Here is a 23,532-nt window from a genome sequence, read left to right as displayed (position 1 = left end):
GCGCATAGCCAGCGAATATGGATACGATCAGGTCATCATCTATGCACGCCGCTGTCACGACACACCAGAGCCTCACGGCGAGCACGTGACTACATATGGACGCAACGTTGCACACTGCGGTGCAGCGGCGAAGATCGGGAACCACCTCAAGCGAGTCATGGGATGGGAGGTCTAGATGCGATGCGGCTACTGCGGCAAGGACGGCCATCCTTACACGTGCTGTCCATCTAACGGTTCGTCCGCGAACTTGCGGTGCTCTTATTGCGGTGGGCGCGACCACAACTACGAAGCATGCACGAAGCACTGGGGTGGCGGCAAGCTTCCGGGCGCCATTCGGCTGAAATAACCACTGCCCGCCTCACCAGCGGGCCAACCACCACAAAGAGGAGATAACATGCAAGTCGGCAAGATTGAATACGCGCCCAACCACGGGCGCAGCGCGGCGGGCACTCTCTACGACCACCCGCGCAACGTGCCCAAACTCCACTGGGACTCGGCCTCGCGCCGCTACGTCGAGTACGACACCGAGCACATGGAAACGTTTGGCGAGATTGGCCTATACGGCAAGCACACGCCCGTTGCGGTCGGTGCCGGCACGGCAGCCAACGATAATCGACCCAGCCTCGACCCCATCCGCAACCTTCCCGGCTATGTGTACCTCGGCTCGCCTTACACCCTATATCCCAACGGCTTGCACGAAGCGGCCCGCACGGTTGCGCTCGCGGCCAGCCGGCTTATGGCGAGGGGGCTCGTCATCTACAGCCCTATAGCCCACGGGCACTACATCGCCAGTCATTTTAAACTCCCCGCCGAATGGGAATTTTGGAAGCGCCAGTGCCAACCGCTGATGGAGGGCGCGTCTTCGCTAATTGTCCTTAAAATGGACGGATGGGCGGACAGCGTCGGTCTGACCTACGAAATCGAGTGGTTCCACGAAAACGGCAAGCCGATTGTTTATCTGGAGCCGGGTGCGTTGGAAGAGAGGAGGGCGGCATAATGGCTGGCGCACCACCTTATAGATGGCTGACCGGTCGGCGCCGTTTCAGAGTGGCAACAGACGGAACTGTCGTATTGCAGCTAGAGGAAGGTTGCGTCGACCATGGCGATAAATGGCGAGACGCTACCGTCGAAGACATAACAACCGAAAAGGGTTTCCGCTACGTGGAGTTGGCAGCATGAACCACTTCTATGTCGGCCAAGAAGTTGTCTGCGTGGATGCGACGTTCAAAGGCGTGACCATCCCGCAAGGCATAACCGAAGGCCAGGTTTACACAATTCGCTGGATCGGCGGGTTCACGACTTACGTGGACGGCACGTATATCGGAGTTCGCCTTGAAGGCGTGGACCGTGGCGTAGACCCGACCTATGGCTACGAAGACCCGCCGTTTGCTGCCCGCCGCTTCCGGCCTTTGGTCAAAGATCCTATCGCATTGTTCCGGCGCATAGCGACCGACCCCGACTATAAGATTGATGCACCAGAAGGGCCGCTGCACCCGGACGGGCCGCTGCCGGAAAAGGAACGAGAGAGGGAAGAAGTATGAACCTCGCGAAACATGCCGACGCCAGTGCGGAGATTCGCAGGGCTGCGGACTTGGCGTCCGGCCTCGCCGACGAGTTGAGGGCACTGAACCTCGGCCCTGTCTTCGATCGCGAACGCGACAAGCGGATCGAGAATATCAGTATGTATTTCGCCGGCATCGCCGAACGCCTTGGCTACAGAGTGGAGGCCGCGCAATGACCACCCACGCATATTCGCCATTCGGCCCGCAGCCCCTTGCCGACCGCGCGCCCGCGCCAGCAAACGACAACCCGATGCTGATTGGCCTCACCGGCAAGCGAAACGTCGGCAAGACCACCGTTGCCGACTTGCTGGAGGAAGAGTTCGGCTTTTCCCGCGCGCACGCTTTTGATGGCGGCAAGGAGGCGTCTCGCGCTTATTTCGAGCACGTCACGGGCGACTTTGAGATTGCCCGCCGCATGGTGTGGGGCGACCTGAAAGACCAGCCGTCGCCCTACCTGCCGGGCAATGTCGCGCCGCGGTATTTCTTGGAGCGGTTCGGCCACTTTATGGGCGCAGACATGGGCGTTGAGTGGACGCTTGCTATGGAGATTGGCCGTTTGCGTCGCTCGTCGCCGCGTACGCCGATCGTTGTCGAGAGCCTGGTGTACGAAGCGCCGTGGTTTAAGGCACAGGGAGGCTTTGTGGTGCGAGTCGAGCGTCCGGGGCACGATGGTCCCGCAGGAGTCGAAAGCGACGCTGTGCAGGCCGCTGTGGCGGCAGACGCCACGATTTCAGCAACGACGTTGCCGGAGCTTCGTGCTAATGCCAGGCGGCTAGTGGCGCGGTATGTGGGTGATTGGGAGCAAGCGGCGTAATGGACTTAGCCAAAGCCTACGAGATCGCTGCAGAGTGGCACGACAAGACCGCCGCGGGTTGCCGCGCTATCGCAGATGACGAGCCACGTATAGGCGCCGACATTCGCGCCAAGGCAAAGGAGGCGGCAAAACACCACGCGGGAAGCGCGGCTGCCTTACGGTTAGCCGCAATCGAGCATCGACGAAACAGGCTATTGCTGCAGTTGGATTAGGGCGCTTCGGCGCCCTTTTATTTTTGTGACGCCTTACTAGGCACCAACTCTCCTGTTTTCGGATCCCGCACGCGCCTCCGCTTCTTCTCGCCTGACGGCCTTGCCGCACGCGGCACAAGTTGTTCTGCGGTCACGCTGCGGAGGAACGTGGATGGTGCGAACGCACCAGTACCTAGCGTTAGCGCATCGACCAGCCGCTTATTTAGTAAGTCGTTATCGTGGAGGAACTTCACGCCTGCAAGCACCGCATCAACGTGACGGTTAGCCTCTGCGGCAAGTTCTTCCTTTGCGGCCACCTCCGCGCGCCTGGCTAGCTCGGCTTGCGCCATCGCTATTTCAGTGGCTAATCGCTCTAGTTCTGCCGGCGATTTCTCAAGCAGTTCCGGTCGTAGCTTCTCAATGCCTATGGCCATTCGTCCCTCCTGGTTGCAGGAAGGATTACAGCAGACGACCCGGCACAGCAACATGCAAAGCGACCGGCTCGTCTCCGCACCGGTCGCCTTAATGGCCGATACGCGGTGCGCCTAATAAACCTCCACTCGCACGCACATGGCTTCGGTTTTCCACTCGCCGTCTTCCATTATGTCGAAGCGCCAGAGTTCCAGGTTGCCTTCCGCCCACTCAAGCAGTTGCGCCTCTGTCGCGCGCTCGAACCTGATGCGCTTTGGCCTTGGCTCGCAGGCTGGGTTTTGCGCTACCTTGGGCGCCAGTTTGTTATCGTCTCCTTTCCCTCCCTTTCTTGCCGCCGCATTTTCCGCCACGTCTTCCGTGTCGGCCCAAAGTGTTAAGTCTTCCATACGCTCTTGTTGCCTCTGTACTGACTCGTCCCTCGCATTTCGGCGTTCCACCCGACCGCCCAGTTTGAATTTCCATGCTTTTTATTGGGTGCGGGAAAAAGGGCGCCGCCCGAGCCGGGGGTTGATAACCGGTTCGGCGACCGGCCGATTAGCTTTCGCCTGGACATACGCATCGCCCCCGGCCGTAAAGGCCAGGACGTGCGTTGCCACCGAGCAAACCGCACACAGGTCAGCGTTATTCAAGCGCCGACTAAAACCGGGTTATCAAGCCCTGCTCATATTGAGGATGATTTGCTTGAAAAGAGCAAGCGAAAACAGCCATTATTGATGCCTGTTAATAAACAGCTATGTGATTAGAATTTTAACGATTATTTGGAGGTAAGCGCGAACCATTAAGAGCGTTTGTTGCTGCGGCGCAACTGCTCGTTAGCGTCATTCCGGGGCGAGCCTTTTGCGTTTTTCGACCTCCCGCCGACCCGTTGTCTTCCGGCTCGCACAATCACCACGCCGCGAAAATGTTCCCGACTCGTTCCTCTGTGATTCGCGGCGGCGGCTTCTTAGATTCGCGCCATGTCCACCTTGAAGTTCGTAGAACCAATGATCCCGGCGCCATCGGACGATGTTCCGGTCGGTGACGACTGGATCCATGAAGTCAAATACGACGGCTACCGCGCCCAGATCGTCAAAGACGAGGCCGGCGTTCGCGTCTTCACGCGCAATGGCTATGACTGGTCCTCGAAGTTCTGGCCGATCGCGCTTGAGGCGCGGACCTTGCCTTGCACCTCAGCGATTATCGACGGTGAGATGATCGTCACCGATGAGAAGGGCGCATCGCACTTCCCGAGTCTGCCGGAGGCGATCCGCACCCAGCCGAGCCGGCTGGTGTTCGTCGCCTTCGATATCCTGCATATGGACGGCGAGGACATGCGCGGCAAACCTCTGCTAGAAAGGCGCACCGCGCTGTGGAAGCTAGTACAGCCGGCAGATAATCGCATCCAGTACAGCCATCATTTCGAGGGGCATGGCCCAGCTTTCTTTCAGGCGGTCGATGGCATGGGCCTTGAAGGCATTGTGTCCAAGAAGGCCAGCAGCCGCTACCGAAGCGGCCCGACGAAGAACTGGCTCAAGATCAAGTGCTACGAAGAAAGCGAATACGAGGTCGCTGGCATCCTACGCGAGCCTGGCAGCGCACCGCTGGCGCTGATGGTGACGCGCGATCCTGAGCGCCGCTATGTCGGCTCAGCGATCGTGGCGCTCAAGCAGGATATGCGCGAGCGGCTGTGGAGGCGCGTTCAGGAGAAGAAAGGCGCGCCGCCTCGTGGCGTGAAGAAGCCGCTGGCGAAGTGGACGCAGCCGGGTCTCGTCGGCCGTGTCAGGCATCTCCGCGGCGAGGAGAGGCTGCGGCATGCTACGCTGAAGGATTTGAAGGAAGAGGAGTAGGAGCTACTACGCCTTGACGCCAGCCCGCCATGTTCCTAATTCGTTCTCATGCAGATCGAGACGCTCGGAGACGCCTACAGCCATTCGGTGAACGTGCGCATGTGGTGCGCGCACGGTCCATCTGACGGCATGAAGCGGCGGCGTGAGTGCAATTTCAACGCGACCTTGGACATGATGACGCTGGTTGCCACTCGCGGGAGGGACTTCCCGATTGCCCGGCTGGCTGAGCGCCTGCGCTGTCCGCGCTGTGGTTCAAGGCGAATTCGGGTGCTGTTCGACATGCCAGCCGAAAGCCCTGCTGCATCGGCGAGGTTTGGCTGATGTCCAGGTGGACGGGGCGAACATGGGTGGAACAGATTCTGCAAAATGACTGCAAAATACCAACTACGTCAGATTTCGTCGGCGGAATTTATCCAATGAAATCAACGCTTGAATGGCGCGCCCGAAAGGATTCGAACCTCTGACCCCCAGATTCGTAGTCTGGTGCTCTATCCAGCTGAGCTACGGGCGCGCAACCGACCGTCGTAAACGGCCGCCCGATCGAAAAAACAATCGACCGCGAAGGAGAGTGCTACCTAGCGACTGAATGGACGAAAAGCAAGCCGGCTTGAGCAAACTTTTTGTGGAGCTGTATCCGGTGGTCTCGCTCGCCGAATTTGTCGGGGCAAACGCGTTTTCGCCGACTGGCCGCCGGCTTTTCAAAGCTCGAACTCAGCCCCGCGGTTCAAGCCGGGCGGCGAAGGCTGTTTCGGGCTTCGTCCAGTCTGATCGGCTGATCCGGAATCGTCACGCCGAAGATGGTGCGCCCGCCGACGCTCTCGACCAGATCGAGCGAGCCGCCATGGGCGCGTACGAGCTCATGGGCGATGGCGAGGCCGAGGCCGGTGCCGCCGCTGCGCGCCGATCCTCGAAACGCCGCAAACAGGTTTTCGCGGGCTTTCTGCGGCAGGCCAGGCCCGGTATCGGCGACGAGAATGCGGCTGACGCCGCCCTTGCGCTCGGCCGAGATCGACAGGCGCTTGACGACCGCGCTCTCCTTTTCGGCCGACATCGCCTGCACGGCATTGCGGCACAGATTGGTAAGAACCCGCAGCAATTGCTCGGAATCGGCATCGATTTCGAAGCCGGGATCGACATTGTTGACGAATTCGATTTCGCCCTCCGGCTCGATGCCGAGAAGACCGCGCAACTCCTCTATCACCTGCCGCAATCGCAGCCGCCGGCGCGAAGGGGCAGCCTCCTGCGTGCGTCCATAGGTCATCACGCCCTTGGAATAGGAGACAGCACGGTCGAGCGCCCGCACCAGCCTTGGGGCGAGCGCCTGCACGGTCGGGTCTTTCACGGTCCCCAGCCGATCGGACATCAGCTGGGCGGAGGCCAGCATGTTGCGCATATCGTGGTTGATCTTGGAGACCGCCAGGCCAAGATCGGCCAGCCGCTTCTGCTCGCCGAGCGTCTTTTGCAGGCGCTGCTGCATGTCGCTGAGTTCGCGCTCGGCGACTCCGATTTCGTCGCCGCGATCCTCGGGTTGGATGACGCGGCCAGGATCGTCCGGCGCCTGCGAAAAAGCCAGCATAGATTGGGTCATGGCGCGGATCGGGCGGATCATGATGCGGTTGATCGCGTAGTACACCAGCGTCGCCGTGAACAGGGAGATGATCAGCGACAGCAGCGCCACATTTCGCGAATAGACCAGCATGGCGTTACGCAGCTTCTTGTCGGGAATGATCAGCTCGAACTCTTTGTCACTGTCACCCACCGGCCCGAAAACGCGCAACATGCGGTCACCGCCGGCAAACAGCGTCATCAGGGCTTCGCCCATTGCGGCGGCCGGGCCGGTGTGGGCGAGATCGACGTGCTCATCCACCTCCGGCGGCATCTTGGCTACCACCAGCAGGCGGGCGACGCCTGCGTCGCGCACAGCGATCGCCTTGACGCCGATCGAGGCCAGAACGTCGTCCTGCACGCCGCGCGAGAGATCGGAAGGATCGACCTGCAGCAGGAGGATCGACACCGCCGCGGCCGTGCCCAGTCTTTCCTCCAGCCAGCGCAGGCGGAAGTTGGCTACCGAGGGCAGAAAGATCAACACCTCGGCAATCATCACGAAGAGAATGGTGAGGACCAGAAGCTTGGTCGACAGGCCGCGCGACAAGGGGACGGAGCGCGCCGTCTGCCGGCTGAAGCCGGCGGCGATGTCGGCTAGCGATTTCTCAGCCATTGGAGCAGCCTCATCGATGCTGTCGCCGCACCCAACGATAGCTTGGAGCTTTGCCGCGTTCAATCCGAAGGAATGACGCCTAACCGAAAAGCCGCAGGAAACGGATCAGACGACGAACCGCCTTCCCGCGCGTGGACGGTATAAAGTAGGTGATCGCCGCCCGTTTGCCAATTTCGCCCATGGTCGGGTAAGGCGCGACATAACGGGCGATGTCGCTTGTCCTAAGGTCTTTCGACAGAGCCAGCGCCCAGATATTGATCATCTCCCCCGCATTGGCTCCGACGATCGAAACGCCAAGAATCCTGCCGCGGGGGGAGGTGACCACCTTGATATGGCCCTGCGTGCGGCGTTCAGCCTGCGCGCGGTCGTTCTCGGCGTAAGGCCAGCGCAGAACGCGAATCGGCAGGCGCAGCTTGCGTGCCTCATCCTCGCTGATGCCGACCTGGGCAAGTTCGGGATCGGTGAAGGTCACCCGGGGAATGATCTGTCTGTTTTCCCGCGCCGGCAGCCGAAACAGCATTGCCCGCACCACCAGCCCGGCATGATAATTCGCGGCATGGGTGAACTGCAGCGAGCCGGCCGCATCCCCGATGGCGTAGACGCGACGGTTGGTGGTGCGCAGTGCCTTGCCGACCTTCAGTCCGTTGCCATCGTAAGCGATGCCCGCCTTGTCGAGCTCGAGACCAGCGACATTGGCACTGCGACCGGCCGCGACCAGAAGGTGCGTGCCGTCGATGGTTCGCGTGCCGGCCTCGGTCTCGATATGGGCGCGGACGCCAGTTTTGCCGCGCGGTTCCACCTCGGCGACCCTGGTATGCTCGAATATGCCGACGCCTTCCTTCCGCATCTGCGCGAGCACCACGGTGGCAAGTTCCGAATCCTCCTTGCCGAGCACCGACTGCGCTTCGATGACGGTCACCCGCGCGCCGAGACGGCGATAAGCCTGCGCCAGTTCCATGCCGACTGCGCCGCCGCCGATGACGATCAGGTGGCCGGGAAGCCGCTTCAGGTCGAAAATAGTTTCGTTCGTCAGGTAGGCGACTTTGTCGAGACCGGGGATCGGCGGTATCAGCGGCGACGAGCCGGTCGCGACCACGAAGCGCCGAGCACGGATTTCCGCATCTCCGGCAATAAGCGTGCGCCTGTCCTTGAAGCGGCCTTCGGCCTTGATCACCTGCACGCCGAGTGCGGTGAACCGCTCGGCCGAATCGTTCGGCGCTATGGAAGCGATCACCTCATGAATGTGACGGTGGACGGCCTGGAAATCGACCTGCGGTTCGACTGCGGCCACCCCGAAGGCCGCACCCTCGCGCATCGCATGGGCTTGCCTGGCCGCGGCGATCAATGCCTTCGAGGGCACACAGCCATAGTTCAGGCAGTCGCCGCCAAGCTTGCCTTTCTCCACCAGCACGACCCGAACGCCGAAAGCGGCCGCAGCCGCGGCCATCGACAATCCACCCGAACCGCCGCCGATGACGCAGATGTCCGGATCGAGGATCTTCACCATTGCAGGCCTTCGATTGACCAGGGATTTGGGAGCCGGGAAGGGTGCGGCAGATCACTGCATGCGTGATGCCCAGGTCCTCTTTACGATGGTGGCGAGTGCGGCGACAAGGGCAAGCGCTGCAAAGGCAAGCGTGATTTCCGGTGTCAGCAAATCGCCGATGCTGGCCTCCTGGCCCGTGGCTTCGGCGGCCACCAGAACGCTGTCCAGCCCGGCGCCGAGCCAGGCATATGCGAAACCGCCGGGCAGAATACCGATCAGGGTCGCGGCCAGGAACGTCTTGACACGAACGTTGAAGAAGGCCGGCGCGATATTGACCATGAAGAAGGGAATGAACGGCGCGATCCGCAGCACCAGCAGATAGCTGAAAGCATCTCGCTCGAAGCCTTCCGAAAGCTTCGCGGCAAAGGGACCGACGCGTGCCTTGAGATAGCCGCCGCATGCGCTGCGCGCGGCCACGAACAGCGCCGTCGCCCCGATCGTCGCTGCGACGATCGCGATAAGGCCGCCAACGAGCCAGCCGAACAGAAAGCCCGAGAAGACAGTCAGCACCGAGGCTGCAGGGAACGAAAAAGCCACCGCAAGCGCATAGAGCCCGATGAAGCCGGCAGGGGCAGCCACAGGATGCGCGGCCACGATGGATTTGAGCGCGAGCCTGCTGTCGGCGAGATAGTCGAGTGACAGATAGTGGTGCAGCCCCAGCGCATAGCCGAGCACCAGGCCGGATACGATCACGCCGAGCGGCAAGAATCGCCTGAGCGGCGGTCTTTGCCTGTCGATTTCTTTCGGTCCGGTCATCTCGGCGTTGGCGGCGTGCTTTGCCAAAGTTTCGCTTTCATCGTGATTCTGGCGGCGAATGCGGCGAGGATCGATCCGTATCGTATTCGATCTATACGCCGTTCCTTCAGTTGAGGCACAACAGACCGCGAAGCAAGCATTGAATGCGCACATAACCGACAGTTGAGCGGCATCGGCTTCGAAATCACCGCTTCGTGACGGGCTCGTGCGAGGAATATTCAGCGCGATGCGGCGATTGACTTCGCGGGGCCTTCTTTCTATAAGCCCGCACACGCTTGCGGCCATCCGTCCGGCGCATTTTGCATTGCGCCCAGGAAAGCCCGGCAAAGCCAGCTCCTGTTACAGTGTGACAGACACAAGAAGGGCCGCACGCCGCGGTATTAAAATAAATGAAGCGTACCTACCAGCCATCCAAACTCGTCCGCAAGCGCCGGCACGGCTTCCGCGCGCGCATGGCCACCAAGGGCGGCCGCGACGTCATTGCCGCACGCCGCAACCGTGGCCGTAAGCGGCTCTCCGCCTGAGCGGGAACGGACGGCCTTGCCGGATGACGGCAAGCCTGCACGCCCGGCTCCGCCAAGGCTGCGCAAAAGAGCCGAGTTTCTGGCGGTCCGGCGTGGCGAAAAACGCCGGGGGCGGCTTTTTCTGGTCGAAGCGCTCGACCGGAAAGACGAGGGTGCGCCGCGAGTGGGTTTCACCGTAACCAGCAAGGTCGGCAATGCGGTCGTGCGCAATCGCATCAGGCGGCGCCTCAAGGAGGCGGTCCGCATCCATGCCGCAGATGACATGGCGCCAGGCAATGACTATGTGATCGTCGGCCGCCAGGACATTCTGACGGTTCCCTTCGGCCAGCTTGCTGCCGAACTTTCACGGCGAATCCGCGGGACGCGATAAGGGCTTTCGATGGAAAACAACCGCAATTTCCTCATCACCATCGCGCTTTCGGTGCTGATCCTGACATTGTGGCAGGTGTTCTATATGAACCCGCGCGTCGAGCGCGAGCGTGAGGTGGCCCGCATCGAGGCCGAGCGGGTCCAGGCCGAGCAGAAGGCGCAGCCGGGCCAGGGTGGCGCTGATGTTCCGGCGGTACAGGGCGCGCCCGGCGCGATCCCCGGCGTTCCGGGCACCGATGGCGTGCCGCAGGCAAGCCGCGAGCAGGCGCTCGCCGCCTCCCAGCGCGTGAAGATCGATACGCCGAGCCTGGGCGGCTCGATCAATCTCGTCGGCGCCCGCATCGATGACCTTCTCCTGAAGGAATATCATCTGACGGTCGAGAAGAACTCGCCCAATATCGATCTTCTCAATCCCTCGGCACTGCCTAACGGCTACTATGCCGAAGTCGGTTTCGTCGGCAATGAGGCGACCGGCGCCGTCCCTGGGCCGGATACCATCTGGACTGCGGAGCCTGGCGTCACGCTGACGCCGACGACGCCCGTGACGCTCACCTTCACGAACGAGAAGGGACTGACCTTCAAGCGCACGATCGGTGTCGACGCCGACTATATGTTTACGATCTCCGATACGGTGACGAATGCCGGCCAGGCACCGGTGACGCTCTCCAACTATGGGCGCGTCATCCGTTTCGACAAGCCCACTACGGCCAGCATCTATGTGCTGCATGAGGGTCTGATCGGCGTCACCGGCGAGGAGGGACTGAACGAGATCACATATTCGACGATCGAGGACGATAAGCAGATCGTGCCGGGCAAGTCGAATGACGGGTGGCTCGGCATAACCGACAAATACTGGGCCGTCGCCCTCGTGCCTTCGACCAAGCAGGCCTTCCAGCCGCGCTTCAACTATTTCGGCGAAGGCCGCCCGCGCTACCAGTCCGACTTCATGACCGATGCGATCACCGTCGATGCCGGTCAGTCGGCGACGCTGGAGACCCTGGTCTTTGCCGGGGCCAAGGAAGTCGCCAAGGTCGACGCCTATGAGACGCAGCACAATATTCGCCAGTTCGAGCTGTTGATCGACTGGGGCTGGTTCTACTTCATCACCAAGCCGATGTTCTGGCTGATCGACTGGCTCTACAAGCTGCTCGGCAATTTCGGCCTGGCCATCATCGCCACCACCGTTCTGGTCAAGGCTGTCTTCTTCCCGCTCGCCAACAAGTCCTATGCCTCCATGGCGAACATGAAGAAGGTCCAGCCGAAGATGATGGAAATCCGCGAGAAATACGCGGACGACAAGATGAAGCAGCAGCAGGCGATGATGGAGCTGTACAAGACGGAGAAGATCAATCCGCTTGCCGGCTGCTGGCCGGTTCTGATCCAGATCCCGGTGTTCTTCGCGCTTTACAAGGTGCTCTACATCACCATCGAAATGCGGCACGCGCCCTTCTTCGGCTGGATTCAGGACCTCGCCGCACCCGATCCGACTTCGATCTTCAACCTGTTCGGCCTGCTGCCTTTCGCGGTGCCCGCCTTCCTGATGATCGGCGTCTGGCCGATCATCATGGGCATCACCATGTTCCTGCAGATGCGGATGAACCCGACGCCGCCCGATCCCACCCAGGCGATGATCTTCACCTGGATGCCGATCATCTTCACCTTCATGCTGGCATCGTTTCCGGCGGGTCTCGTCATCTACTGGGCATGGAACAACACGCTTTCGATTCTCCAGCAGGGGGTCATCATGAAGCGCCAGGGCGTCAAGATCGAGCTGTGGGACAATCTCGTCGGCATGTTCAAGCGAAAACCCAAGCCGGCGGAGTAGCGAGCGCGAATTCTTTTAAGGCCCCGCTTGTCCGGGGCCTTTTGTTTTCGGCTATGGACGGCCCTGGCTCCGCCTCATCGGCTGCCGACCCACCGAGAGCGGATCGCATTTCATTTGTCCATTGCCAGCCTTCCTGTCGCGGCGCGCAGCGTGGTCACGCTACGGTTCTTGCGATTGCATGGTGGAACTGGCCGGTTGACAAGGTGACGCGCAATCTTGATGCGATACCCGGCGCCGACATTTCCTAACTGGAGCAGGCAGAGTGACCGAACAGAACCCGACCAGAACCGTGACTCCGATGGCCGGCAGCCTGTTCGCCACGCCGTGGATATTCATCCGCGGCGTGCCCGCAATGAAGTTCCTGCCGCCGGAAGGGCCGCCCGAGATCGCCTTTGCCGGCCGCTCCAATGTCGGCAAGTCGTCGCTGATCAACGCTCTGGTTGGGCACAAGGGGCTGGCTCGCACGTCGAATACCCCCGGCCGCACCCAGGAGCTCAACTATTTCGTGCCCGACGGCTATTCGGGCGAGGGGGCGGACCTGCCGCCGATGGCGCTGGTCGACATGCCCGGATATGGCTACGCCAAGGCGCCGAAGGACCAGGTCGACCAGTGGACGAAGCTCGTCTTCGACTACCTTAAGGGCCGCGTGACGCTGAAGCGCGTCTATGTGCTGATCGATTCCCGCCACGGCATCAAGAAGAACGACGAAGAAGTGCTGAGCCTTCTCGACAAGGCCGCCGTTTCCTACCAAATCGTGCTGACCAAGACCGACAAGATCAAATCGGCCGGCGTGCCGCGGCTGATTGCCGAAACACTGGACAAGATCCGCAAGCGCCCGGCCGCCTTTCCAGCGGTCATTGCCACCTCTTCGGAAAAGGGCGACGGCATGGAGGAATTGCGCGACGCCATCGCGCTCGCCGTCAGCGGCGGCTGAACAGTACAGTTTTCGGATAACCCTGAAAGGCTCTAAGCGGTTGCCGGCTTGAAGGTCAACGCCAGGCCGTTCAGGCAGTGGCGCTTGCCGGTGGGCGGTGGCCCGTCATCGAAGATATGGCCAAAATGCCCGCCGCAGCGGCGGCAATGCACCTCGGTGCGCGTCATGAACAGCGTGTTGTCTTCCTTGGTGCCGATTGCGTCGGGCAGCGATTGCCAGAAGCTTGGCCAGCCGGTCTCGGACTCGTACTTCGCCTCCGACGAATAGGCGGCAAGGTCGCAGCCGGCGCAATGGAAAATGCCTTTGCGCTTTTCATTGTTGAGCGGGCTCGATCCGGCAGGCTCGGTGTCCTCCTGGCGCAATACGGCGAATTGCTCGGGCGTCAGCAGCGCCCGCCACTCCTCGTCGGTCTTGCTGATCTCGAAGGGTGCGGCCACGGCGGCGGCAGGCTTGCCCATGCGCCACAGCGCGGTGGCGCCGGAAGCAAGGGCGACGGCGGCGGTGCCGCCAAGCAGGAAGTCACGGCGAGTCATTGGCTTCTCCTCATGGCTTGACGGTAAGCCCAGCCGCGCATCACAGGCCAATCAACTCCGATTGAGGCGATGAAAAAGACGCTCCCCACAAGCGGCCAATTGCCCGGCAGCGCCTTTGCCGCTAAGACACCGCCGATTCCATTCGATGGGAGCCACCGATGACATCTACCGACATTGCAGCCACGGCGGCGGAACAGGCGCACCTGCTTTCGGCGGCACTGCCTTATATGCAGCGTTACGAAAACAAGACCGTCGTGGTGAAATATGGCGGGCACGCCATGGGCGACGCGGCGCTCGGACAGGCATTCGCCCGCGATGTCGCCTTGCTCAAGCAGTCCGGCGTCAATCCCATCGTCGTGCACGGGGGCGGCCCGCAGATCGGCGCCATGCTCACCAAGATGGGCATCGAATCGAAATTCGAAGGCGGTTTGCGCGTCACCGACCGCAAGACGGTCGAGATCGTCGAGATGGTGCTGGCGGGCTCGATCAACAAGGAGATCGTCGCCCTCATCAACGCCGAGGGCGAATGGGCGATTGGCCTCTGCGGCAAGGATGGCAACATGGTGTTTGCCGAAAAGGCCCGCAAGATTATGATCGATCCGGATTCCAACATCGAGCGCGTGCTCGATCTCGGCTTCGTCGGCGAGCCGGTCGAGGTTGATCGCACCCTGCTCGACCTGCTTGCGCGCTCCGAGATGATCCCGGTGATCGCCCCGGTCGCGCCCGGCCGCGACGGCCATACCTACAACATCAATGCCGACACCTTCGCCGGCGCCATTGCAGGCGCCCTCAACGCCTCGCGGCTTCTGTTCCTCACAGATGTGCCGGGCGTGCTCGACAAGAACAAGAAGCTTATCGACGAGCTGACGGTCGCCGAGGCAAAGGCGCTGATCAAGGACGGCACGATTTCCGGCGGCATGATCCCGAAGGTCGAGACTTGCATCGAGGCGATCGAGCGTGGCGTCGAGGGTGTCGTCATCCTGAACGGCAAGACGCCGCATTCGGTGCTGCTCGAATTGTTCACCGAACATGGCGCAGGAACGCTGATCGTTCCCTGATCATCTTCTAAGGTGGCCGAGCGGCACGTGCCCCGGCCCCTTGATGTTCTGCAGCACCAGTTGCGTGTGCACGTCGCGCACGCCTGGAAGCCGCATCAGCCGATGCATGACGAAGTCGTTGAGATCATCGACCGTCGGTACCATCACATGCAGCAGGAAGTCGTGGTCGCCGGTCATCGTCCAGCAGGCCGATACCTCGTCCATGCGCTGCACGGCGGCGATGAAGCGCTCCGGCGATTCATCGCTGTGGCTCACCAGCCGCACCTGAATGAAGACTTCGACCATCAGTCCGACTGCCCGCCGGCCGATCACCGCCCCGAAGCCCTTTACGACACCGGCCTGCCGCAGTGCGTCGAAACGGCGCGCGCATGGCGTGGTCGACAGGCCGATCTCCTGCGCCAATTCCGATACCGGCTTGCGGCCATCCCGCTGCAGGATATCAAGCATCCTGATCTCGAATTCGTCGAATTGAGGCATTTTCACTCCCAAATCCGAGTTTTGGTGTGAAACATACCTTGATTTTCCGCGAAAATCGACGGTTCAGGCGAAAACCGCCTCGGAACCCGCGTTATCCTCCGGGTCCGTGGAGGATTGGCCATGAATATCAGCGTCGAAGCCTATGCCCGTGAATGTGCGGCTCAAGGACTGCGTGGCGACTATTCGGTCTGCCGCGCCGATTTCACCGTCGAACAGAACTATGCCTACAGCGATGCCGAGCAGGAGGTGTGGCGCATTCTGTGCGACCGTCAGACCGAACTGACGCGGCGGTTGGCCCATCGATCATATCTCGACGGGGTCGAGACGCTTGGGCTGCTCGATCGCATCCCCGATTTCGACGAGGTGAGCGGCAAGTTGAGCAAGCTCACCGGCTGGACCCTCGTGGCGGTGCCGGGACTGATCCCGGCCGACGCGTTTTTCGTGCACCTCACGCATCGCCGTTTCCCGGTCACCAACTGGCTGCGCAAGCGCGAGGAATTGGATTACATCGTCGAACCGGACATGTTCCACGATTTCTTCGGCCATGTGCCGGCGCTGACCCAACCCTCCTTCGCGGACTTCATGCAGCAATATGGCGAAAGGGCCGCGGGCCTGATCGAGCTCGGCGGCCACGACATGATCTCGCGGCTCTATTGGTACACGGCCGAGTACAGCCTGATGCAGGAACCGGGCCAGCCGCTCAAGGCGTTCGGCGCGGGGTTGATGTCGTCCTTCAGCGAATTGCAGTTTGCCGTGGAAAGCCCGGACGCGCATCACGCCCCCTTCGAACTGGAGACGGTTATGCGCACCACTTATGAGATCGACAAGTTCCAGCGCGTCTATTTCGTGCTGCCTTCCTTCGACGCATTGCGCGATGCGTTCAGGCATGGCGATCTCAAGGGCATCATCGCGCGCCGCAAGGACGAACCGCCTCTCGATCCGGCGAGCGTGTGATCACCCGGCGGCAAGCAGGATCAGGATTCCTCCGACGATGAGCAGGCAACCGGCGATCTCCAGCCGGTTGATCTTCTCTCGGAAAAAGAAGACTGACGACGCGAAGGTGAACAGCATTTCTATCTGCGCCAGCGATTTGACGATCGCCGCCTGATGCAGCGTCATCGCCATGAACCATCCGAAGGAGGCCGATGCTCCGAAAAGCCCCGTAAGGAGCGCGGGCTTCCAGGCTTTCGCGATGCGCAGTATTTCGCCCCGGTCCTTCCACAGCATCCAGCCCAGCATGATGACGGTCTGGAAAACGATGACGAAGGCAAGCGTGAACGCTGCCTGCATCATGAAGTTCGGTCCGCCCAAGGCCAGTGAGGCGGCGCGATAGGCGACCGCCGAGACACCGAAACAGGTGCCGGACGTGAGCCCGATCAGCGCGTTGCGGCTGACGAGCGAAGACAGCATGGTGCGCCAGCTCAAATGCATGTGAGCGACGGAGATCAGCATAACCCCGAACACGCTGACGATGATCGCCGTTACCACGCCCGCCGTCACGCGTTCGCCGAGGAACATCAGCCCGAATATTGCCGCTTGTGCCGGCTCGGTGCGCGAATAGGCGGTGCCAACGGCGAAATTGCGGAATGAAAACAGGTGGATGAGCAGGAACGTCGCGGCGATCTGGCCGATTGCGCCCAACATGGCCCAGGCGGCGAAAGCCGTGTTCGGCGCCGGCAGCGGGTAGGCGGTAATGAAATGAAGGCCGCCGACAAACAGCAGCGCGAACGGAAATCCGAAGCCGAAGCGCACGAAGGTCGCGCCTGTCGTGCCCATCACGCTTTTCAGGTGCTTTTGGAACGCCGACCGCAAATTTTGCAGAAATGCAGCGGCGATGGTGATCGGGATCCAAAGCTCCATCGGAATTCTTGCAGACCGCGCCTTGCCAAGGGTGGGGACCAGACCTTTAATCGATTCCGGCTGCCGGAAACAGCGCGGCGGCTCATATGTATGGTGGATACACCTGCCGGCCGATTGCCGCTTTTCTGAAATTCGACTAGCGTTGACCGGATGATAAAAAACGGGGTGGACGTGGGGTCCGGACCCGACAGCCGGAGGTGGTTGACGATGTCCAAAAACAGGAATTCGGTGGAATTTTCCGGTATATCGCGCCGCACGGTGCTGAAGGCGGCTGGCGCGGGTGCGGCCTTGGCGACTGCAGCGGGTCTGCCCACGCATCTGTTCGCCGCCGATCCGCTCAAGGTAGCGGCCGTTTACACCGTACCGGTGGAGCAGCAGTGGGTGAGCCGTATCCACAAGGCGGCTAACGCGGCCAAGGAACGTGGCGATATCGAATATGTCTTTTCGGAAAACACCTCAAACAACGACTATGAGCGCGTCATGCGCGAATATTGCGAGGCAGGTCACAAGCTGATTGTCGGCGAAGTGTTCGGCGTCGAGGAAGCCGCCCGCGCGGTGGCGCGCGACTATCCGGACGTCGCTTTCCTGATGGGCTCGAGCTTCAAGCCGGACGACGCGGTGCCCAACTTCTCGCCCTTCGACAACTACATCCAGGATGCCTCCTATCTCACCGGCATCATTGCGGGCGCCATGACCAAGTCGAAGAATATCGGCATGGTCGGCGGATACCCGATTCCGGAGGTCAACCGGCTGATGCACGCCTTCATGGCGGGCGTGAAGGAAATCGCGCCCGACACCAAGTTCCAGGTCGCTTTCATCGGCTCCTGGTTCGATCCGCCCAAGGCAAAGGAAACGGCTTTCGCCCAGATCGATGGCGGCGCCGACCTGCTTTATGCGGAGCGTTTCGGCGTATCGGATGCCGCCAAGGAGCGGGGCATACTTGCCGTCGGGAACGTCATTGACACGCAGGCGGACTATCCTGAGACCGTAGTCGCCTCGGCGCTCTGGCATTTCGAGCCGACACTTGAAAAAGCGGTTACCGAGGTGAAGGCCGGTACCTTCAAGGCCGAGGATTATGGCGTCTATTCCTTCATGAAGAACGGTGGCTGCTCGCTTGCGCCGCTCGGCACCTTCGAGGGCAAGGTGCCGGCCGAGGTGATGGCCAAGGTTGCCGAGAAGGAAAAGGCGATCAAGGACGGATCTTTCACCGTCGAGATCAACGATTCCGAGCCGAAGTCGAATTGATGACAGCTCTCTTCTTCCCGCTTACGGGGAGAAGATGGCTCCGACGGCCGGATAGGGGCGGCGCCAGCCTTTAACGCCTATACTGCCCCTCATCTGCCTGCCGGCATCTTCTCCCCGTGAACGGGGAGAAGGCACGCCCCGACTGCTGTTTCAGCAACACACGAAGCCTTTCGATCTGGCCTACTATTGACGAGCACAGCCAAAACCTCTGACGCCGGCGCCGCGCCCGTCCTTCGCCTGACCGGCATCACCAAGCGGTTCGGGCCGCTGGTGGCCAATGACGCGATTTCCTTCGAGTTGAAGCGGGGCGAGGTCATCGCCCTGCTCGGCGAGAACGGAGCCGGCAAGACCACCTTGATGAACATTCTGTTCGGCCACTACGTTGCCGACGAAGGCAGCGTCGAGGTGAAGGGGAGACCGCTCGCGCCGGGCGATCCGCGTGCGGCACTCGATGCCGGAGTCGGCATGGTGCACCAGCATTTCACGCTGGCCGAGAACATGACGGTGCTCGAAAACATCGCGCTCGGCACGCAGAGCGCATGGAGGCTCAGGCTTGATCGTGCGGCCGCGCGCCAGCGCATCGCCCGGCTTTCGGCAGATTTCGGCCTCGCGCTCGAACCGGACGCGATGGTCTCGTCATTGTCCGTCGGCGAGCGCCAGCGTGTCGAGATCCTGAAGGCGCTCTACCGCGACGCCAGCATCCTCATCCTCGATGAGCCGACCGCGGTGCTGACGCCGGCTGAGACGGATGCGCTGTTTCGCACCCTGAAGCTCTTGGTCGGCCAGGGCTTGTCGATCATCTTCATCTCGCACAAGCTGCACGAGGTCATGGCGGTCAGCGACCGAGTACTGGTGCTGCGCGCGGGCAGGCTGGTCGGCGAACGCGTCACCGCAGGCAGCAGCCGCTCCGAGCTTGCGGCGCTGATGGTCGGCCAGGACATTGCCAGCCCGACCGTCCGTGAGGCCAAGACCGGCGCGGTTGTGCTCGAGTTGAAGAACGTCTCGACGGCGGGGCAGGGCTCCTCCGCGCGCCTCGACGATGTCTCGCTTGCGTTGCGAGGTGGCGAGATCACCGGGCTTGCCGGCGTTTCCGGCAACGGACAGGCGACACTCGCTGCGCTGATCGCCGGCACGATGAAGCCGGCTTCGGGCGAGATGACCGTCAGCGGCGCAAAGGTGGCCGATTGGTCGCCGCGTGCTGCTCTTGGCCACGGCATCGCCCGCATTCCGGAGGATCGCCATGCGGTCGGCACCATCGGCGATATGAGCGTGACCGAAAACGTGATTTCCGAACGCTACGGTACGCCCCGCTTCAGCCGCTACGGGTTTCTCGACTGGCGTGCGGCCCGGAACTTCGCCGCAGGCATCATCCGCGACTACGATGTGAAATGTCCGTCGCCCGAGGCCCGCATCCGGCTGCTTTCCGGCGGCAACATGCAAAAGCTCATTCTTGGCCGTGCGCTCGATGCCGAGCCCTCGATCATCCTTGCCAATCAGCCGACGCGCGGGCTCGATGTCGGCGCGGTCGCCTTCGTCCATCGCCGCCTGCTTGAGGCCCGTGATCGTGGCGCCGCCATCCTGCTGATATCGGAAGACCTCGAAGAAATATTGGCGCTGTCCGACCGCATTCTGGTGATGTCGAAGGGCCGGCTTTCCTCGCCCTCGAAGCGCGGCGAGCGCACCATCCGCGAACTCGGCGAACTGATGGCTGGCCATGGCGAGGAGGTGGCGTGATGATGGAAAGGAAATTTTCCCCCTCATCCGGCGCTCCGCGCCACCTTCTCCCCGCTGGGGAGAAGAGGAAAGCGGCAACGTCTCAAATCTCCTCTCCCTTCGGGGAGAGGTCGGCCGAGCGAAGCGGAGGCCGAGTGAGGGGGAATTTGCGCGGAGTACGTCATGCGGCTTGAGCCGAAACCTGCTCCGTCGCTGGGCGTCACCTTGCTTTTCCCCGTCGCCGCGATTGCCGCCACGCTGGTCATCGCCGCGCTGCTGGTGCTTGCCGCGGGTGCCTCGCCCTTTTCCGTATTCTATCTGGTTGCAAGGGGTGCGGCGGGCTCTCAGTTCGCCATCCTCGAGACGCTGACGCGCGCCACGCCGCTGATCTTTACCGGGCTTGCGGTGGCGATCGCCTTCCGCGCCAGGCTCTGGAACATCGGCGCGGAGGCGCAGCTTTACATCGGCGGTGTGGTCACCGTGGTACTTGGCACAGGCGCTTTGCCGCTGCCGTCGATCGTGCTGATACCGCTCATAATGCTCGCCAGCATGGCGGCCGGCGCGCTGTTGCTGGCGGGTCCCGCGCTGCTGAAGACGCGCTTCGGCGTCGACGAGGTGGTGACGACGCTGCTCCTCAATTTCATCGTCATCCTGTTCGTCTCCATGCTGTTGGAAGGCGTGTTGAAAGACCCGATGGGCCTCGGCTGGCCACAATCGCAGCGCGTGATCGCGGAGGCGCAATTGCCGCGCATCATCCAGGGCAAGCGGCTGCATCTCGGCTTCGTCATTGCGATCATTGCCGCCATTTTCACCTGGGTGGTCATGAAGAAGACGGTGCTCGGCTATGAGATGCGCGCGGTCGGCCACAATCCGGAGGCCGCCCGTTTCGCCGGAATTCCGGTCAATGCGGTGCTGATGAAGACGGCACTTCTTTCCGGCGGGCTTGCCGCCCTTGCCGGCTTCTCGGAAGTGGCCGGGCTCAAGGGCAATCTCACGCTCGACCTGTCGCCCGGCTACGGCTACACCGGCATCGTGGTTGCCATGCTGGCCATGCTCAATCCGCTCGGCGTCATCGCCGCTGCCATTTTCGTCGCCGGCATTTTCGTCGGTTCCGACGCCATGAGCCGCACCGTGGGTGTTCCAAGCTATATTGCCGAGGTCATGGTGGCCACCGCGCTTCTGACCATGGTCACCGCCATTCTGCTGACGCGCTTTCGGTTGAGGTGGAAGTGATGGCAGCGCTTGTCTCGACATTCCCCCTCATCCGGCCCTTCGGGCCACCTTCTCCCCGGTGGGGAGAAGAGGGAAGTGGCAAGGTCTCAGGTCTCCTCTCCCCTCGGGGAGAAGTCGGCCGAGCGAAGCGGAGGCCGGGCGAGGGGGTGCTTCACCGTCGCGCGGAGGGGCAGGACTGATGGAACAGGCCGTCGAAATCCTCTTCCAGACCTCCTTCTGGGTCGCGGCGGTCCGCATCGCTTCACCGCTGATCTTCGCCACAATGGGTGAACTGATTTGCGAACGGGCCGGCGTGCTCAATCTCGGCATCGAAGGCATCATGACGGTGGGCGCCTTTGCCGGCTGGTTCACCGTCTATTCGGGTGGTGACCTGTGGACCGGCGTGCTGATCGCCGCCATCGCCGGGGCAAGCTTCGGGCTCCTTCACGGCACCCTCACCGTGCCGCTCGGCCTGTCGCAGCATGTGGTGGGCATCGGCATTACGCTGTTTGCCACCAGTCTAACCTATTTCACCTACCGGCTGGCCTTGCCGGAAGTGACGACACCGCCCAAGATCGTGCCGTTCCAGCCGCTGCCGATCCCGGGCCTGTCGTCTATTCCAATCGTCGGCGAGGCGCTGTTCTCGCAGACGCCGTTGACTTACCTGGCCTTCGCCACGGTGGCCGTCGTCGCCTGGGTGCTTTACCGCACGCCGGTCGGGCTTGCGGTGCGGGCCGCCGGCGAAAACCCTGCGGCAGTCGAGGCACAGGGTATCAGCGTCACCGGCGTTCGCATCGGCGCCGTCATGATCGGCAGCGCGCTGATGGCGGTGGGCGGCGCGTTCCTCACCATGTCCGCCTTCAACTCCTTCTTCTTCGAAATGATCAACGGGCGCGGCTGGATCTGCATCGCGCTGGTGGTGTTCGGCTCCTGGAGGCCAGGCAAGGCGCTGCTCGGCGCCATCCTGTTTGCGGCTTTCGATGCCTATCAGGTCCGCCTGCAGCAATTGTCCGGGGGTGTCGTGCCATATCAGGTGTTCTTGATGATGCCCTATGCGCTTTCGATCCTGGCGCTGATACTGGTGGCGCGGCGCGCGACCTATCCCAAGGCGCTGATGATACCTTACCAGAAAGGCGAGAGATGAGTTTTGACCTGATCGTTCGTGGCGGCATTCTGCCCGATGGCGACATTGCCGATATCGGCATCAAGGGCGACAAGATCGCCGCCATTGCACCGAAGCTGGAGGCCGAGGCGCGAGAGGTCGTCGACGCGACCGGCAATCTCGTCACACAGCCATTCGTCGATCCGCACTTCCACATGGATGCGACGCTTTCCTACGGCCTGCCGCGCATCAACGCTTCCGGCACGCTGCTGGAGGGCATAGCGCTTTGGGGCGAGTTGAAGCCGCTGCTCACGCATGAGGCTGTCAAGGAGCGAGCGCTTGCCTATTGCGACTGGGCCGTATCGATGGGGCTGCTTGCCATCCGCACCCATGTCGACACCTGCGACGACCGGTTGCTCGCCGTAGAAGCCTTGCTGGACGTGAAGAAGACGTTCGCGCCCTATCTCGACCTCCAGCTTGTCGCCTTCCCGCAGGACGGTTTCTACCGCTCGCCCAATGCCCGCGAAAACACCATCCGCGCGCTCGACATGGGCGTGGAGATCGTCGGCGGCATTCCGCATTTCGAGCGGACCATGGCCGATGGCCGCCGCTCGGTGACGGAGCTTTGCGAGATCGCGGCGGAACGCGGCCTGATGGTCGACATGCATTGCGACGAGACCGACGATCCGAACTCGCGCCATATCGAGCAGCTTGCCTATGAGACGCAGCGTCTCGGACTTCAGGGCCGGGTCAATGGCTCGCATCTCACCTCCATGCATTCGATGGACAATTACTATGTCTCGAAGCTCTTGCCGCTGATTGCCGAAGCCGGCGTGTCGGCCTGTCCGAACCCGCTGATCAACATCGTCATCCAGGGCCGGCACGACACCTACCCGAAGCGGCGCGGCATGACCCGCGTGCCGGAGATGCTGAAGGCCGGCATCAAGGTCGGTTTCGGCCAGGATTGCGTGCTCGATCCATGGTATCCGCTCGGCACCGCCGACATGCTGGATGTCGCGTTCATGGGCCTGCATGTGGCGCAAATGACCAGTCCGGCCGATATGCGCCAGTGCTTCGACATGGTCACCAGAACCAACTCCGAGATCATGGGGCTTGATCATCTCGGGCTCGAGGTCGGCAAGTCCGCCAGCCTGGTCGTGCTCGATGCCGGCAATCCGGTGGAGGCGCTGCGCCTGCGTGCCGAACGGCTTTGCGTGATCTCCCGCGGCAAGGTCGTCGCCAACCGGGAGAAACGCGAGACGCGGCTTTCGCTTGCCGGCCGCCCGGCCTCGGTCAATCGTCGCCACAAGACGCCGCTGCAATCGCGGTAGTCCG

General features: G+C 61.9%; 25 protein-coding genes and 1 tRNA gene. 17 read left to right on the top strand and 9 right to left on the bottom strand.

Features of this window, described 5'->3' with window-relative positions:
• Window positions 1-394: 394 nt before the first annotated feature.
• The 5 genes from ACLKMW_RS05865 (at window position 395) to ACLKMW_RS05845 (ending at window position 2,588) form a co-directional block, all read left to right on the top strand.
• Window positions 395-997, top strand: coding sequence for a DUF1937 family protein (locus ACLKMW_RS05865; RefSeq protein ID WP_415723451.1), 603 nt, complete (start codon window positions 395-397; stop codon window positions 995-997).
• Window positions 998-1,175: 178 nt separating this feature from the next.
• Window positions 1,176-1,541 (top strand): hypothetical protein, encoded by a 366-nt coding sequence (locus ACLKMW_RS05860; RefSeq protein ID WP_415723450.1) that lies wholly within the window; start codon window positions 1,176-1,178, stop codon window positions 1,539-1,541.
• A complete protein-coding gene (locus ACLKMW_RS05855; RefSeq protein ID WP_415723449.1) occupies window positions 1,538-1,738 on the top strand; it encodes a hypothetical protein in 201 nt (66 codons plus the stop codon). The genes ACLKMW_RS05860 and ACLKMW_RS05855 overlap by 4 nt, the downstream gene beginning before the upstream one ends.
• Window positions 1,735-2,376 carry a nucleoside/nucleotide kinase family protein gene (locus ACLKMW_RS05850; RefSeq protein ID WP_415723448.1) on the top strand — a complete coding sequence of 214 codons (642 nt, stop codon included), beginning with the start codon at window positions 1,735-1,737 and terminating at the stop codon, window positions 2,374-2,376. Before ACLKMW_RS05855 ends, ACLKMW_RS05850 begins: the two co-directional genes overlap by 4 nt.
• The gene (locus tag ACLKMW_RS05845; protein ID WP_415723447.1) at window positions 2,376-2,588 is read left to right on the top strand and encodes a hypothetical protein; all 213 of its coding nucleotides are present in this window, start codon (window positions 2,376-2,378) and stop codon (window positions 2,586-2,588) included. Before ACLKMW_RS05850 ends, ACLKMW_RS05845 begins: the two co-directional genes overlap by 1 nt.
• Before the next feature lie 17 nt (window positions 2,589-2,605).
• On the opposite strand, the gene ACLKMW_RS05840 is transcribed toward ACLKMW_RS05845, so the two are convergent.
• Window positions 2,606-3,001 (bottom strand): hypothetical protein, encoded by a 396-nt coding sequence (locus ACLKMW_RS05840; RefSeq protein ID WP_415723446.1) that lies wholly within the window; start codon window positions 2,999-3,001, stop codon window positions 2,606-2,608.
• 111 nt (window positions 3,002-3,112) lie between these two features.
• Window positions 3,113-3,385 (bottom strand): hypothetical protein, encoded by a 273-nt coding sequence (locus ACLKMW_RS05835; RefSeq protein ID WP_415723445.1) that lies wholly within the window; start codon window positions 3,383-3,385, stop codon window positions 3,113-3,115.
• Between the two features lie 570 nt (window positions 3,386-3,955).
• On the opposite strand from ACLKMW_RS05835, the gene ACLKMW_RS05830 reads away from it, so the two are divergent.
• Complete coding sequence (locus tag ACLKMW_RS05830; RefSeq protein WP_415723444.1) at window positions 3,956-4,825, top strand: ATP-dependent DNA ligase; 870 nt, start codon at window positions 3,956-3,958, stop codon at window positions 4,823-4,825.
• Between the two features lie 434 nt (window positions 4,826-5,259).
• On the opposite strand, the gene ACLKMW_RS05825 is transcribed toward ACLKMW_RS05830, so the two are convergent.
• From ACLKMW_RS05825 to ACLKMW_RS05810, 4 genes are all read right to left on the bottom strand, one after another.
• Window positions 5,260-5,336: transfer RNA gene (locus ACLKMW_RS05825), tRNA-Arg, on the bottom strand.
• Between the two features lie 213 nt (window positions 5,337-5,549).
• Window positions 5,550-7,043 (bottom strand): ATP-binding protein, encoded by a 1,494-nt coding sequence (locus ACLKMW_RS05820; RefSeq protein WP_415723443.1) that lies wholly within the window; start codon window positions 7,041-7,043, stop codon window positions 5,550-5,552.
• A gap of 79 nt (window positions 7,044-7,122) precedes the next feature.
• Window positions 7,123-8,550: a dihydrolipoyl dehydrogenase family protein gene (locus tag ACLKMW_RS05815; protein WP_415723442.1), complete on the bottom strand. Its 1,428-nt coding sequence runs from the start codon at window positions 8,548-8,550 to the stop codon at window positions 7,123-7,125.
• Window positions 8,551-8,601: 51 nt separating this feature from the next.
• Window positions 8,602-9,345, bottom strand: a complete 744-nt coding sequence (locus ACLKMW_RS05810; protein WP_415723616.1) for a TVP38/TMEM64 family protein — start codon at window positions 9,343-9,345, stop codon at window positions 8,602-8,604.
• A gap of 389 nt (window positions 9,346-9,734) precedes the next feature.
• Between ACLKMW_RS05810 and rpmH the strand changes: the two genes are divergently transcribed.
• The 4 genes from rpmH to yihA all read left to right on the top strand — a co-directional run bounded on the left by rpmH (window position 9,735) and on the right by yihA (window position 12,997).
• On the top strand, window positions 9,735-9,869 hold the full coding sequence (rpmH, locus tag ACLKMW_RS05805; RefSeq protein ID WP_072602205.1) for a 50S ribosomal protein L34: 135 nt from the start codon (window positions 9,735-9,737) through the stop codon (window positions 9,867-9,869).
• Window positions 9,870-9,885: 16 nt separating this feature from the next.
• Window positions 9,886-10,239: a ribonuclease P protein component gene (gene rnpA, locus ACLKMW_RS05800; protein ID WP_415723441.1), complete on the top strand. Its 354-nt coding sequence runs from the start codon at window positions 9,886-9,888 to the stop codon at window positions 10,237-10,239.
• Window positions 10,240-10,248: 9 nt separating this feature from the next.
• Window positions 10,249-12,063, top strand: a complete 1,815-nt coding sequence (gene yidC, locus ACLKMW_RS05795; RefSeq protein WP_415723440.1) for a membrane protein insertase YidC — start codon at window positions 10,249-10,251, stop codon at window positions 12,061-12,063.
• A 298-nt stretch (window positions 12,064-12,361) separates the two neighbouring features.
• Window positions 12,362-12,997, top strand: coding sequence for a ribosome biogenesis GTP-binding protein YihA/YsxC (yihA, locus tag ACLKMW_RS05790; protein WP_415723615.1), 636 nt, complete (start codon window positions 12,362-12,364; stop codon window positions 12,995-12,997).
• A 32-nt stretch (window positions 12,998-13,029) separates the two neighbouring features.
• Here the strand turns inward: yihA and msrB are convergent, their stop codons facing one another.
• Window positions 13,030-13,530: a peptide-methionine (R)-S-oxide reductase MsrB gene (gene msrB / locus ACLKMW_RS05785; protein ID WP_415723438.1), complete on the bottom strand. Its 501-nt coding sequence runs from the start codon at window positions 13,528-13,530 to the stop codon at window positions 13,030-13,032.
• 158 nt (window positions 13,531-13,688) lie between these two features.
• Here msrB and argB point away from each other — a divergent pair, with 158 nt between their 5' ends.
• Window positions 13,689-14,588, top strand: coding sequence for an acetylglutamate kinase (argB, locus tag ACLKMW_RS05780; protein WP_415723437.1), 900 nt, complete (start codon window positions 13,689-13,691; stop codon window positions 14,586-14,588).
• Here the strand turns inward: argB and ACLKMW_RS05775 are convergent, their stop codons facing one another.
• Window positions 14,589-15,065 carry an Lrp/AsnC family transcriptional regulator gene (locus ACLKMW_RS05775; RefSeq protein ID WP_415723436.1) on the bottom strand — a complete coding sequence of 159 codons (477 nt, stop codon included), beginning with the start codon at window positions 15,063-15,065 and terminating at the stop codon, window positions 14,589-14,591.
• 120 nt (window positions 15,066-15,185) lie between these two features.
• Between ACLKMW_RS05775 and phhA the strand changes: the two genes are divergently transcribed.
• Entirely contained in the window at window positions 15,186-16,019 is an 834-nt protein-coding gene (gene phhA, locus ACLKMW_RS05770) for a phenylalanine 4-monooxygenase (RefSeq protein ID WP_415723435.1), read from the top strand.
• Here phhA and ACLKMW_RS05765 read toward each other — a convergent pair whose 3' ends face one another.
• Entirely contained in the window at window positions 16,020-16,925 is a 906-nt protein-coding gene (locus ACLKMW_RS05765; RefSeq protein ID WP_415723434.1) for an EamA family transporter, read from the bottom strand. It abuts the gene before it with no gap.
• A gap of 207 nt (window positions 16,926-17,132) precedes the next feature.
• Between ACLKMW_RS05765 and ACLKMW_RS05760 the strand changes: the two genes are divergently transcribed.
• The 5 genes from ACLKMW_RS05760 (at window position 17,133) to ACLKMW_RS05740 (ending at window position 23,528) form a co-directional block, all read left to right on the top strand.
• Window positions 17,133-18,170, top strand: coding sequence for a BMP family protein (locus ACLKMW_RS05760; protein WP_415723433.1), 1,038 nt, complete (start codon window positions 17,133-17,135; stop codon window positions 18,168-18,170).
• Between the two features lie 186 nt (window positions 18,171-18,356).
• Entirely contained in the window at window positions 18,357-19,904 is a 1,548-nt protein-coding gene (locus ACLKMW_RS05755; RefSeq protein ID WP_415723432.1) for an ABC transporter ATP-binding protein, read from the top strand.
• A 162-nt stretch (window positions 19,905-20,066) separates the two neighbouring features.
• A complete protein-coding gene (locus tag ACLKMW_RS05750; RefSeq protein ID WP_415723431.1) occupies window positions 20,067-21,116 on the top strand; it encodes an ABC transporter permease in 1,050 nt (349 codons plus the stop codon).
• Between the two features lie 178 nt (window positions 21,117-21,294).
• Window positions 21,295-22,239, top strand: coding sequence for an ABC transporter permease (locus ACLKMW_RS05745; protein WP_415723430.1), 945 nt, complete (start codon window positions 21,295-21,297; stop codon window positions 22,237-22,239).
• Window positions 22,236-23,528 carry an amidohydrolase family protein gene (locus ACLKMW_RS05740; protein WP_415723429.1) on the top strand — a complete coding sequence of 431 codons (1,293 nt, stop codon included), beginning with the start codon at window positions 22,236-22,238 and terminating at the stop codon, window positions 23,526-23,528. The genes ACLKMW_RS05745 and ACLKMW_RS05740 overlap by 4 nt, the downstream gene beginning before the upstream one ends.
• The last annotated feature ends 4 nt before the right edge of the window (window positions 23,529-23,532 follow it).

The organism is Borborobacter xinjiangensis (assembly GCF_047739745.1).
In the GTDB taxonomy this organism is placed as follows: domain Bacteria; phylum Pseudomonadota; class Alphaproteobacteria; order Rhizobiales; family Rhizobiaceae; genus Pseudaminobacter.
The sequence above is the reverse complement of the archived record's forward strand: the minus strand, read 5'-3'. Positions and strand labels throughout refer to the sequence as shown.